This window comes from Marinococcus sp. LNHM3E3-2.2 (assembly GCF_056034385.1).
Genome location: NZ_JBQLIC010000003.1, coordinates 85,204 through 98,001 on the forward strand (window position 1 = coordinate 85,204; position 12,798 = coordinate 98,001).

The window sequence follows — 12,798 nt, forward strand, 5'->3', positions numbered from 1 at the left end:
TATAGAGATAGAGAGAAGGAAGGGATTTTCATGTTTGTGGAAACGTACGATCCGTTTCAAAATATTGTTTTGTCTGCTCTGGCAGCTGCAGTGCCAATTTTATTGTTTCTGGTATGCCTGACACTGTTCAAAATGAAAGGGATCTATGCCGCATTGCTTACGCTCGGCGTTACTTTTGTAATAGCAATGGTAGTTTTCGGCCTGCCGCTTGCTCAAAGCGGCGGGGCAGTGACAGAAGGAATTGTGCAGGGGCTGTTTCCGATCGGCTATATCATTATCATGGCTGTCTGGCTGTACAAGGTATCGGTCGCATCAGGAAAATTTCAGACGATCCAAAACAGCATCGCTTCGATTTCCGCAGATCAGCGGGTGCAATTATTATTAATAGGTTTTTGTTTTAATGCCTTTCTGGAAGGCGCTGCAGGGTTTGGAGTGCCGATAGCTATTTGTGCAGTGCTGCTCGTTCAGCTCGGGTTTCAGCCGCTTCAGGCAGCTATGCTTTGTCTGATTGCCAACGGCGCAGCCGGAGCTTTTGGGGCCATCGGAGTGCCTGTAGGTATTATTGATACACTTCAGCTGGGAATCACTGCAATGGATGTGTCACAGATGACTGCACTCACGCTTCCGCTCGTTAACTTCAGCATTCCGTTTTTACTGATATTTCTTCTGGACGGGTTAAAGGGGGTTAAAGAAACTCTTCCGGCAATCCTGGTAACAGCTGTAACATATACGGTACTTCAGGCAGTGATTACGGTTACTGCTGGTCCTGAGCTTGCCAATATTATTCCTTCCCTGGCAGCAATGGGAGCTCTTGCCATTCTCCAGCGGTTCTGGCAGCCGGTTAATATTTTCCGCCTTGATGGTAAAGAATATGTGCGAGCTGAACCGAAAGCGAAAGGGTCTTGGAGGACGGTAGTATTTGCCTGGTCACCGTTTTATCTGCTGACGATCTTTATCATGATATGGAGCTTTCCGGGATTTAAAGCGCTTTTTGAAGACAGCGGCATACTTTCCCCTGCGGTGCTTGGTTTTATTCTGCCGGGAACGTACAGCAGCTCGGCGGGCCAGGGAATTGTATTTAACCTGAACTTTATCGGAGCTACAGGTACAGCTATTCTGCTGGCGGTGCTCGTGACAGTGTTATTTGCCAAAAACATGAACTGGTCTAGGGCGCATGCAGAATTAATGCAGACATTAAAAGAGCTGTGGCTGCCGATTGTCACCATTTGTGCCATTCTTGCAGTAGCTAAGCTTGCCACCTATGGCGGACTAACGATGGCTATGGGGGAAGCAGCAGCTATGACAGGGAATATCTTTCCTTTCCTATCACCTGTACTTGGCTGGATTGGAGTATTTATGACAGGATCGGTCGTAAATAATAATACGTTGTTTGCTTCTATTCAAACGACAGCTGCTGCGGGAGTTGGCGTTGATGGGGCACTGTTGGTAGCTGCCAACACAGCAGGAGGAGTAATGGCGAAGCTGATCTCGCCGCAGTCCATCGCTATTGCGACTGCCGCTGTCGGACAGACAGGTAAGGAAGGACAACTAATGAAAATGACGCTCAAATACAGCCTGTACCTTCTATTATTTGTCTGCCTGTGGACGTTTGGTCTGAGTTTATTTATTCATTAAAGCGGATTGTTGGGACAAAAAAATACAGCAAAAAGGACCGGCTTTTCAGCGTCGGTCCTTTTTATTGCCCGGGAAATAAACAGGTTTATTCTGATTAGCCCGAAATCGAAGGGGATTCAGGTACTGCTCTTGGTTTTCCGATCAGGTACCCCTGGGCCAGGTCAAATCCAATTTCGCGCACACAGTTCAATTCTTCAGAACGCTCAATTCCCTCAGCCAGCGTAATAATACCGTAGCTGCCTGCGCGTGAAACGATTTTTTCCAGCCGCTGCTGCTTTTTAATGTCCTGATCGCAATGGTCGACTAGTGAACGGTCGATTTTTACGTAATGCGGCTGCAGCTCCTCCATAACATCAATCGTCGAGTAGCCGGCTCCAAGATCATCTAAAGCAACACGTACACCGTACGATTGAAAGGCTTGAAAAATACGGAGCAGGTGTTCGAGTTCATCAAACTTTTCTGTCTCCACCACTTCAAACACAAGATCCTTTGTAGAAATCCCGCAGCTTTTGGCTGTTGCAAATGTAGAGAGCAGACAGTGGTCCGGATCATAGATCGAAGAGGGGAGAAAATTAATAAACCGTTTGATGCCAGGCTTTAGATATTTGGCACTGGTTTTAATAGACGCAATGCGTGCCCGGTTGTCTAAAAGCGACTGCAGGCCGCTCTGCTGGGAAAATGAAAACAGCTGATCCGGGCGGAACTGGGCAGCATCTGCCTGCGGGCGCATGAGAAATTCGTATCCCATTACTTCAGCGGTGTTCAATTGAATAATCGGCTGCATGTGATGAGTGAACTGCTCATTATTGATGACAGTCATAAAAGAGGGGCGGGAAATCCGCTCTTTCAGTTGGTGGAAATTAATCATGTTCGCATGGGCCTGCTGATCTTTACCTGTCCAGGTGCCCTTTAACTCGGCCGGGTCTCCGGGAAGGGTGCGTTCAATGAAATCCAGAAATGGGCCGAGTGTCTGAACAGCAGAATAGTAATAATGAAGCGTATTATCCTGAGTGTAGGAATTGTAACCGTTTTGGAGCATGTGATAATGAAGCTCACGGAGCACACTGAAGGTTGTATGGGTGAACAACAGATACCCGGAAGATTCCAAATCAGGCAGTGCTGTGCAGCTGGAGCATTGATTCATGATCTTAGGTCCTCCTATTCAAAACGTACGCTTATATAGCTTTATGTTCTCTCTATTTTATCGGATTCCGAAAGAAATTGTTGAAAAAAACATAAAAAAGCAGAGAAAAGGCGATGTCCCTTTCTCTGCGCATATTATTGTGCTTCTTTTTTTATTTCACTATTTACGGAAGAGGATGCTGTAATTCCCTGCTTTTGAGCCATTGCTTTGGCTGCTTTCGGCGCGAGCCAGAGCGTTGGCAGCAGAATAAGGGAGACGGGAACGGCGGTTACTACGATAAATGACTGCAGGGCGTCCACGCTGCCTTCACCGATAAACAACAGGCAGGCAGCCACGGCTCCCATAATAACCACCCAGAAAACACGAATGGCAGAATGCGGCTCTTCGCTGTCACTGACTACAATTGAAATCGTGTAGGACATAGAATCCGTCGTAGTCACAACGAAAAGAATAGTAACTAATAGAAAACAGAAAGCGATAAATGTTCCGAGAGGCAGCTGCTGCACGATTGCCATCATCGAAGCAGGCATGCCCGATTCAAACAGGGCATCTGAAACTGAGCCCGGGTTGTTTAATTCATAAAAGATGCCCGTACCGCCAACAATGGTAAACCAGAAGTTTGTGACAAGAGGAGCGATAATAGACACGGCTAGAATCAGCTGCCGGATCGTTCTTCCGCGGGAAATTCTCGTAATGAAAATGGCCATCATCGGCCCATAGCCTAAAAACCATCCCCAGAAAAAGATCGTCCATAAACCGAGCCACTCATTGTTTCCGCGAAAGCTGCTCATTTGTGCAAATTCCTGCGTATAAACCCCGAACGAAGAGATAAAGGCGTCTAAAATGAAGCCGCCCGGGCCAATAAGCAATATAAATAAAATCAGAACAATCGTAAACCATACATTGAACCGGCTTAAAAGCTGAATTCCTTTATGAATACCGGTGACGGCGGATATAGAAGCCACGGCTACAAGACCGGCAATAATCATAAACTGTGTCGGATAATTGTTTGGGATCCCCATAAGGGTCTCAAAGCCATAGCCAGCCTGGGTACCTAAAAAGCCAATAGGACCGATAGTGCCGGCAGCTACCGAAACGATCGAACACACATCCACGATCGTGCCAAGCGGACTGTGAATAGCGATTTTTTCGCCGAAGACCGGATAAAGAAGCGTCCGTGGACGAAGAGGCATGCCTTTATCGTAATGTGCATGCATTAACACTATAGTACTAAGCGTTCCGAGAATAGCCCAGGCGAGAAATCCCCAGTGTAGAAAGCTTTGGGCGAGGGCGGCCTGTATTGCTTCGGAGGAACTGCTTTCCAGCCCGGAAAATACCGGTGGCAGATCCATGAAATGATAAATAGGCTCGGCTGCAGCCCAGAAAACCCCACCGCCGGCCAGCAGGGTACACATAATGATGGAAAGCCATTTAAAATAGCTGAATTCCGGTTCTGCTAAATTGCCAAGGCGTACACGTCCGTATTTCGAAAAGCCGATATAGAGTCCGATGAAAAAAGTGGCAAGTAAAAGAATCTGCCAAAAAGCTCCGAAAAAGGCAACAGCCCAGTTAAAGGTGGTCGTGACAAACTGGCCGACAGCTCCTGCGTTAATAAGAGAAAAAACGACAAATAAGATCAACAGTCCACCGCTGAGAAGCGTGACCGGCCAGTCATTGTTTTTCCAATGATTCGGGGGTTGTGAAGACACAAATATTCCTACTTTCTTTTATATATGGAGTAAAGATTTATGCGGACAGAGAAAAGTCAGGACTGAAAAATCGATTTTCAGCACCCCGACACAAAGAACATATCATAGTAGAACCAGTTGGTTTCGTCAATGAAAAAGGCTGTAAGTTTTGCAAAACCAGCAGGTTTTAAGGTAAAAGCATTTTTCTTGAGAAAAAGTGTTCTTCTGTATTAATACAGAAGGTATTTAGGTGCTCTATTATTAAAAAAGAAGAACTCATTTTAATCGGTACCTGCGAACCTTTGATATAAAAGGAAATAAAAATCTCAAAAAATTATTATAAAACAGTTGACGAAATTTATATACTGTTATAATATAGTCTCAACAAAACAAATTGTACTATAACAGAAAACGCAGCTGCATCTTAAATTTGTTTAATCTGAAGAAAAAGGAGAGAGACATATGATTCGTCAGGAAGATGTAAAACAGATGGAAGAAGCCTGGGAGAACGAGGAACGCTGGAAAGGAATTACACGCCCATATTCAGCAGAGGATGTATTGAAGCTTCGTGGGTCGATTAAAGTAGAATATACACTCGCTGATATGGGGGCGAATCGTCTTTGGAATTTAATGCAGGAGGATCCGTTCGTACGGGCGCTTGGGGCACTGACCGGCAATCAGGCCGTGCAGCAGGTGAAAGCAGGATTGAAAGCGATTTATTTAAGCGGATGGCAGGTTGCGGCTGACGCCAACCTTTCCGGCCATATGTATCCGGACCAGAGCCTGTACCCTGCCAACAGCGTTCCGCACGTTGTACAGCGTATTAACCAGGCACTGCAGCGTGCCGATCAGATTGAGCATCTTGAAGGAAATGACGAAACAAACTTTTTTGCTCCAATCGTAGCCGACGGGGAAGCAGGATTTGGAGGCCGTCTGAACGTGTTCGAATTAACCAAATCGATGATCGAAGCGGGAGCCGCCGGTGTTCATTTTGAAGACCAGCTTGCCTCTGAAAAGAAATGCGGCCACCTGGGCGGAAAGGTATTGATACCGACGAGCACCGCTATCCAGAATCTTATTTCTGCAAGACTCGCAGCAGACGTAATGGGAGTGCCGACAATTATCGTAGCCAGAACCGATGCGAATGCGGCCGATTTGCTTACAAGCGACATTGATGCCTATGATCACTCATTTATCCGAAGCAACGAACGGACCGAGGAAGGCTTTTACCGTACCAATAATGGACTGGATCAGGCGATTGCAAGAGGTCTTGCTTATGCACCGTATGCTGACCTTGTCTGGTGCGAGACCTCTGAACCAAACCTTGAGGAAGCACAGAAATTTGCAGACGCGATTCACGAAAAATTCCCGGGGAAAATGCTTGCCTATAATTGCTCGCCTTCCTTTAACTGGAAAGCAAAGCTGAGTGACGAGGAAATTGAAACCTTCCAGGAGCGGCTGGGCGAGATGGGATATAAGTTCCAGTTTGTTACTCTGGCCGGCTTTCACGCTCTTAACAACAGCATGTTTGAACTGGCTGGCGGCTATAAGGAGCGCGGCATGGGCGCTTATTCCGAGCTTCAGCAAAAGGAATTTGCCAACGAAGACCATGGCTACACGGCAACGCGCCACCAGCGTGAGGTTGGTACAGGATACTTCGATCAGGTAGCAACTACCATCTCAAGCGGAAAATCATCCACAACAGCGATGAAGGGCTCTACAGAATCAAGTCAGTTCAGCCGGTAAGTATTAAAAAATCATAAGGAGGTTTTTCCAATGAGAGAAACGACGATGGAGTATCAAAGCGAAATACCGACAATGATTTGCAGCGACTGCGGAGGCGAAATGACAGAGCATCAGGAAACACCAATGATCCAGTGCGATCACTGCTTAAGTAAAACTGAAGAATAACAGAAAAGATAAGGCCGGTGTCCCGCGTTACAGCAGGGCGCCGGCTTTTTTGCTTTATACATATGTAAAAGAAGTAGCTGAAGTGGGGAACAAAAAAGAGCCTCAGGATTTCCATACAGTGGAAGTCCCGAGGCGGAGGAAAAGCAGTTATTTGGTCTCTGCTTTTAAACGATTCTTAGCTTCTCTACGGCGTCTATGCAGGATAGGCTCGGTGTAGCCGTTTGGCTGATTGTACCCCTTGAATACTAAATCGCATGCGGCCTGAAAGGCGGTTGATTGTTCAAAATCCGGGCTCATCGGACGGTATTCGGGGTCATGGGCGTTTTGTTCATCTACAACAGCGGCCATTCGTTTAAATGTATCCATTACCTGCTGCCTGGAGCAAATATGATGGTGAAGCCAGTTGGCAATATGCTGGCTGGAGATGCGAAGCGTTGCCCGGTCTTCCATAAGAGCAACATCGTTGATATCAGGCACCTTAGAGCAACCAATGCCAAGCTCAACCCAGCGTACAACATATCCAAGAATACCCTGGGCGTTGTTATCAAGCTCTTCCTGGATTGCAGCCGGGGACCAGTCTGGCCTGTCGGCAACAGGTATAGTTAAAATAGAATCAAGATGGGATTCAGAGATCTGCTTTAAATCTTTTTGAACCTCCGGGACATCGACCTGATGATAATGGAGAGCGTGCAGTGTGGCGGCCGTTGGTGACGGCACCCAGGCGGTGGAAGCCCCGGCTTTTAACTGCCCGTCTTTCTGATCCATCATCGCTGCCAGCTGCTCGGGCATTGCCCACATACCTTTACCGATCTGAGCACGCTGTTCGAAGCCGGCAGCAAGTCCAGTCTGTACGTTTGATTTTTCATAGCTTCCGAGCCAGGCAGAGGTTTTCATTTCGCCTTTCCGGATCATCGGTCCAGCCTCCATGGAGGTGTGAATTTCATCTCCGGTCCGGTCCAGAAATCCTGTGTTAATGAACATTACCCGGTCTTTTACTTCTTTAATGCATGCTTTCAAATTAATCGTTGTTCTCCGTTCCTCGTCCATAACGCCTATTTTCAAGGTATGGCGTTCCAGGTGGAGCATGTCTTCAATACGGTCAAACAGTTTGTCTGCAAAGGCAGCTTCTTTAGAACCGTGCATTTTTGGTTTTACAATATAGATGGAGCCTTCGCGGGAATTTTTGTATTTTCCGTTCCCAAGCAGGTCGTGTTTGGCGATCAGGCTCGTAATGACCCCATCCATAATGCCCTCAGGAATTTCTTCTTCCTTTTCGTTCAATATGGCGTCGGTCGTCATCAAATGGCCAACGTTCCGGTTCAGCATGAGAGAACGGCCTGAAAGAGTAAATTCTTCGCCTGCAGGAGACGTGTAGCTGCGGTCGGGGTTCATAATACGGGTCACTGTTTTGTCGCCTTTTTGGAACTGGGCTTTAATATCTCCTTTAATGAGCCCGAGCCAGTTGCGGTAAACGAGCGTTTTATCTTCAGCATCTACAGCGGCTACAGAATCCTCGCAATCCATAATAGTCGTGAGCGCAGACTCGATGGCCAGATCTTTTACTCCGGCCGGATCGGTCCTGCCAACCGGGTGGCCGTAATCAATTTGAATTTCGATGTGCAGCCGGTGATGCTTTAAAAGAACGGCTACCGGCTGGGCACTGGCGCCCTGATAACCTGCAAATTGTTCAGGATATTGAAGCTGATCCTTGCTGCCATCCTGAAAAGAAACTTCGAGGCTGCCATTTTCGATCGAGTAGCTGGTGGCGCTCTTGTGGGAATGGCTGCGCAAAGGAAAGTATTCATCTAAAAATTGTTTGGTATAAGCAACGACTTTTTCTCCGCGTACGGGGTTATAGGCTTTCTGCTGCTCTGCCCCGCCTTCGTCATTGATGATATCGCTTCCATATAAAGAATCGTAAAGACTCCCCCAACGGGCATTAGCAGCGTTAATGGCGAAGCGTTCGTTACTGATGGGAACGACAAGCTGCGGCCCAGCCTGCATAGATATTTCTTCGTCCGTTTGCTCAGTTGCAATTTGAAAATCGTCCGGCCCCTGTTCAAGGTAACCGATACTTTCGAGAAACGTCCGGTACTGATCCGGGTCCCACCGTGAGTGAGCCTGGTGCCATTCGTGAATCTGATTCTGCAGGTTATCTCTCGTGTGCAGAAGCACTTCGTTTTCAGGAGTCAAATCGTGAACAATCTGTCCGAAGTCCTGCCAAAATTGTTTTTGTTCCAATCCAGAGCCGGGAAGCACTTCTTCATTAATAAATTGATATAAAGAAGGGTGTACATGAAGGCTGCCTGCCGATCGATACGTCGTCATACTATTCCTCCTTCAAAGTAAGGGAACAGAAAAAGCTGCTCCCAGGATATAATATCATTGTATTATAACAGTTATGTAAATATCAATACTGTTATATAAAATTATAAACTTCGTCAAACGAATTTTTCTTTAGTATAGTGGAGGCATTGTGAATTAAAGTTAAGAAAGGAAGAGAAAATGACCCCGCAAATAGTGCAATTCCTTGTTACGGCTCACCTTTCATTGATAGTCCTCCTGCTCGTGTTATTCGTTTCTGCGAATATTTTTTACCAGACGGGAAGAAACAAATTTGCTTTAGGAGTGCATTACACACTCCGGGGTGCATATTTGCCTGGATTAATTTCTGGCGGGCTGCTTATAGGACTGACACCGGATTTTCCGGCAATATTTTTAAAAGCTGCTTCAGGACTGTTAACCCTTATTTTTATGGAAATTCATCTCAATCATATTATCGGCAGTGAACACCGCCCCAGGTTCGCTTTTCTAACGTATTCTATGATTGTGTTCACGATCGTATTAGGCATAGTGTTTCCCGTTGGTATATCCGTTATGGAGTAAAACCAGTAATGAGCAGCTCTTATGCTGACACTTAAGAGCTGCTGGCGAAATGAGGTGTACATGAGCAGGGAAACGGGATAGAATAACTAACGTATGCAGAAAATGTAAAATTGCATGCGAATGCACGGTTATCTCAAGTAGAAAGGTGTTCCTTATATATGATTCAAAATCCAAAAGGAAAAGAGCGGATCGGGCTGGCGTTGATTCTTAGTATGCTTGCGATCCTTGGACCGCTCAATATTGATATGTACCTGCCAAGCTTCCCGGGAATAGCGGAAGATTTGAACGCCCGCGCTTCGATGGTGCAGCTTAGTTTAACTGCCTGTCTTGTAGGGCTTGCAGTTGGTCAGGTGATTGTCGGGCCGATTAGTGATGCGAAAGGAAGAAGAAAGCCGCTGCTGGTTTCTATCACGTTGTTTGCGGCTGCTTCGTTTATTTGTGCAATCGCGCCGAATATATACATATTGATTGCTGCTCGGCTGCTGCAGGGTTTAACCGCTTCTGCCGGTATTGTCGTTTCACGGGCAGTGGTAAGGGACATTTTCAGCGGCCGGGAGCTGACAAAGTTCTTTTCCTTATTGATGGTTATTAATGCTATCGCCCCGATGGCAGCACCGATGATCGGGGGAGCTATTTTGCTTCTTCCGTTTTCAAACTGGTCGACAATTTTTCTTTTTCTTGCGGCCGTAGGGATTGCCATTGTCGTTACGATTGGTTTTCGGCTCGAGGAGACTCTTCCGGAGGAAAGAAGGACGCCGAGTTCACTCAAATATACGATCCGCACTATTGGTGATCTGTGGAAGGATCGTTCTTTTATAGGCTATGCCTTAACGCTTGGCTTCGTGCATGGCGGAAGCTTTGCTTACGTTTCCGGCACGCCGTTTGTTTATCAGGAGATCTACGGGGTTTCTGCCCAGGTATTCAGTGTATTATTTGGCATCAACGGTCTCGCGATTATCACCGGCAGCTTTTTAATAGGCCGGCTGGCAGGCATTATTGCTGAACGCAAACTGCTGCGCACAGCCGTAATCACGGCGGTAAGCGCAAGTTCTTTTCTTCTCGTGATGACAATCATTGAAGGACCGCTTGCGCTGCTTGTCATTCCCATCTTCATTTATATGACAGCGATGGGAATGGTGCTGACAAGCTCGTTTACACTGGCAATTGCCAAACAGGGTCACCGGGCAGGGAGTGCAAGCGCGCTGCTCGGTATGCTTCCGCTCTTGATTGGCTCGATAGTTTCCCCGCTTGCCGGTATTGATGAAACAACGGCTGTCCCGATGGGGTTTATTATGTTTATTACGACTGTTTTTGGACTCACAGCCTTCAGTACACTCAGTGAACGCCCGCAAAAAGAATAAAAATAAGCCGGCACGCTGTTTTATTTAGCGTGCCGGCTTTTATATCAGGCGTCTTTTAGGATTGAATGTTTTTTAATTTATCCGGTGTTACATCGTTACCTTCCGGGTCCTGCACGGTGGTGGTAAGCAGAGTCGCCTCCATCGATCCGCGGATCATCTGAAGGTACTCTTCACGAAGCTGCTTTTGCTCCTGCTGCTCTTGTACAGTCAGTCCCTGATTCACCTTTTTTCTCGCCAGTTCATTAATGCGAGGAAGCGTTGCGATCATGTGAATTCCCCTTTCTTTTTATACCCATACATGTACATGGTATAAAAATAGTATAGCAGAAGCCTGCTGCATATGCAAGTCGGAGCAGCAGGCGCCCTTTAATGCTTTAATTCCTGAAATTTAGTGACGGCTTCCACACGGTTGCTTACTTCAAGCTTATCGAAAATAACTGAAATATAGTTTCTTACAGTGCCGTTGGTGAGGGAAAGCTGCCGGGCTATGGCTGTAGTGCTTTTCCCCTCTGCGATTAAAGCGAGTACTTCTTCTTCACGTTTAGTAAGTGTAGCGGCAGTGTTATATGCAAGATCCACTAAATCAGGGGAATAGACTTTTCTCCCGCTCATAATAATGCGGATAGACTGAGCCAGTTCTTCACTCGGGCTGTCCTTCAAAAGGTAGCCGCTGATTCCCGCTTTTCGGGCCCGTTCAAAATAACCGGTGCGGGCGAAGGTGGTGAGAATAATAATTTTACACGTGCTTTCCTTTAGTTCCTCTGCAGCCTCTAACCCGCTTTTTACCGGCATTTCAATATCCATAATGCAAACATCGGGCTGCTCATTTTCAATAAGAGTCAAAGCTTCCTGTCCATTTTCCGCCTTTCCGACCACTTCCATATCCTCTTCTAAATCAAGAAGAGAACCGAGCGCTCCTAAAAGCATCTGTTGATCCTCCACGATCACTATTCTTATCATAGCTGGCGGCTCCTTCATTTAATTTGCTGAACGACCAGGGGCGCTTGAATCGCAAGCTTTGTGCCCCCGGAGGAATAATAATCCAACTGGCCGTTGATGAAACCGAGGCGTTCTTTAATACCCTGCAGACCGCTTTCGGACCACGACTTCTGATCAGAGGACATGCCTTTGCCGTCGTCTTCGACTATAAGGGAAAGACTGGTGGTTGATTGATCAATCGTAATATAACAGTTTGTGGCTTCGCTGTGTTTGACAACGTTGGTGACAGCTTCCTTTAAACACATACTGAGCACGTTTTCAATGAGAGGCGGGGCTTCGTTAAAGCTGGCGCTCCCTGTTACATGAAGAGTAATACCGGCGGCCTGGAGAATCTCTTCTACGCGGAGGAGTTCGTCGCTCAGCTTGGCCCCTTTCATATCTGATACAAGCTCGCGAACTTCCTTTAACGCGGTTCGGGCGGTCTGGTGAATGTCTGTTAACTCTGCCTGAGTCCGCTCAGGTTTAGTGTCTATTAATTTTCCTGCGAGTTCACTTTTTAAACCAATCAAAGAGAGCTTCTGCCCAAGAGTATCATGCAGGTCTCTGGCAATCCGCTGCCGCTCTTCAAGAACCACGAGCTGGGAAATGCGTTGGTTAGCCTGGTGAAGCTCGGTTTCAAGCTTTTCACGCTTATTCCGGTTGTAGATGTTAAAAGGAAGAAGAATGACGCCGATAACACTGATCGCAATAAAGGGAAGCTGCATCATGAACAGTTCATTTTGGACGTAAAAACCTATAATAACAGCGGTCAGGGTAGTGATAAGGTGGAGAACGTATAAGGTGATAAAACCGGCTTTATGCTGGATATTACCGATAAAGAAAGCCAAAAACAGGGAAAAATAAACATAACCGAAATAAAGGGTCATTCCGATGCTGATCAGCATTTCAATGCTCACAGATAAATAAACCGTCCAGCCTTTTTTAATGAAAGATAAACGATAGGTTGTAAAGAATAGAAGAATCATAAAGACACCGAGGGTAATTTCAAAGTACGTAGCGGAGCGGATAATAAAATAAAATGGCAGTAAACAGAAAATGATCCAGGCGTACAAGCTGAGTCCCGTACTTTTTGGAAATATATCGAACCAGTGATGCATAAACGGGCTCCTTTTTCATGAGGCGTAGCACTTCTTTATATTAAGTATAACAAACCCCTCTCTGTAACAGAGAAGGG

Annotated in this window: 11 protein-coding genes; 5 read left to right on the top strand and 6 right to left on the bottom strand. The window is 46.5% G+C overall.

The window, feature by feature from the left end:
- The first annotated feature begins 30 nt into the window (after positions 1–30).
- Complete coding sequence (locus tag ACTRXF_RS05375) at positions 31–1,635, top strand: L-lactate permease (RefSeq protein ID WP_474278203.1); 1,605 nt, start codon at positions 31–33, stop codon at positions 1,633–1,635.
- 94 nt (positions 1,636–1,729) lie between these two features.
- On the opposite strand, the gene ACTRXF_RS05380 is transcribed toward ACTRXF_RS05375, so the two are convergent.
- Both ACTRXF_RS05380 and ACTRXF_RS05385 read right to left on the bottom strand, forming a co-directional pair.
- Complete coding sequence (locus ACTRXF_RS05380) at positions 1,730–2,779, bottom strand: EAL domain-containing protein (protein WP_474278205.1); 1,050 nt, start codon at positions 2,777–2,779, stop codon at positions 1,730–1,732.
- A 134-nt stretch (positions 2,780–2,913) separates the two neighbouring features.
- A complete protein-coding gene (locus ACTRXF_RS05385; protein WP_474278207.1) occupies positions 2,914–4,488 on the bottom strand; it encodes a BCCT family transporter in 1,575 nt (524 codons plus the stop codon).
- A 441-nt stretch (positions 4,489–4,929) separates the two neighbouring features.
- Here ACTRXF_RS05385 and aceA point away from each other — a divergent pair, with 441 nt between their 5' ends.
- Together aceA and ACTRXF_RS05395 are read left to right on the top strand one after the other, a co-directional pair.
- Positions 4,930–6,213 (top strand): isocitrate lyase, encoded by a 1,284-nt coding sequence (gene aceA, locus ACTRXF_RS05390; RefSeq protein ID WP_298784703.1) that lies wholly within the window; start codon positions 4,930–4,932, stop codon positions 6,211–6,213.
- A 30-nt stretch (positions 6,214–6,243) separates the two neighbouring features.
- Positions 6,244–6,378 carry a protein YhfH gene (locus ACTRXF_RS05395; protein WP_474260926.1) on the top strand — a complete coding sequence of 45 codons (135 nt, stop codon included), beginning with the start codon at positions 6,244–6,246 and terminating at the stop codon, positions 6,376–6,378.
- Positions 6,379–6,525: 147 nt separating this feature from the next.
- On the opposite strand, the gene ACTRXF_RS05400 is transcribed toward ACTRXF_RS05395, so the two are convergent.
- Complete coding sequence (locus ACTRXF_RS05400) at positions 6,526–8,706, bottom strand: malate synthase G (RefSeq protein WP_474278209.1); 2,181 nt, start codon at positions 8,704–8,706, stop codon at positions 6,526–6,528.
- 177 nt (positions 8,707–8,883) lie between these two features.
- Between ACTRXF_RS05400 and ACTRXF_RS05405 the strand changes: the two genes are divergently transcribed.
- Both ACTRXF_RS05405 and ACTRXF_RS05410 read left to right on the top strand, forming a co-directional pair.
- Positions 8,884–9,264: a DUF1516 family protein gene (locus ACTRXF_RS05405; RefSeq protein WP_474260928.1), complete on the top strand. Its 381-nt coding sequence runs from the start codon at positions 8,884–8,886 to the stop codon at positions 9,262–9,264.
- 158 nt (positions 9,265–9,422) lie between these two features.
- The gene (locus ACTRXF_RS05410; RefSeq protein WP_474260929.1) at positions 9,423–10,625 is read left to right on the top strand and encodes a Bcr/CflA family efflux MFS transporter; all 1,203 of its coding nucleotides are present in this window, start codon (positions 9,423–9,425) and stop codon (positions 10,623–10,625) included.
- Between the two features lie 55 nt (positions 10,626–10,680).
- On the opposite strand, the gene ACTRXF_RS05415 is transcribed toward ACTRXF_RS05410, so the two are convergent.
- The 3 genes from ACTRXF_RS05415 to ACTRXF_RS05425 form a co-directional block, all read right to left on the bottom strand.
- A complete protein-coding gene (locus tag ACTRXF_RS05415) occupies positions 10,681–10,893 on the bottom strand; it encodes a DUF896 domain-containing protein (protein WP_322526655.1) in 213 nt (70 codons plus the stop codon).
- A gap of 98 nt (positions 10,894–10,991) precedes the next feature.
- Positions 10,992–11,585 (bottom strand): response regulator, encoded by a 594-nt coding sequence (locus ACTRXF_RS05420; protein ID WP_474260930.1) that lies wholly within the window; start codon positions 11,583–11,585, stop codon positions 10,992–10,994.
- 14 nt (positions 11,586–11,599) lie between these two features.
- Positions 11,600–12,721, bottom strand: coding sequence for a sensor histidine kinase (locus tag ACTRXF_RS05425; protein ID WP_474278211.1), 1,122 nt, complete (start codon positions 12,719–12,721; stop codon positions 11,600–11,602).
- Positions 12,722–12,798: the final 77 nt, after the last annotated feature.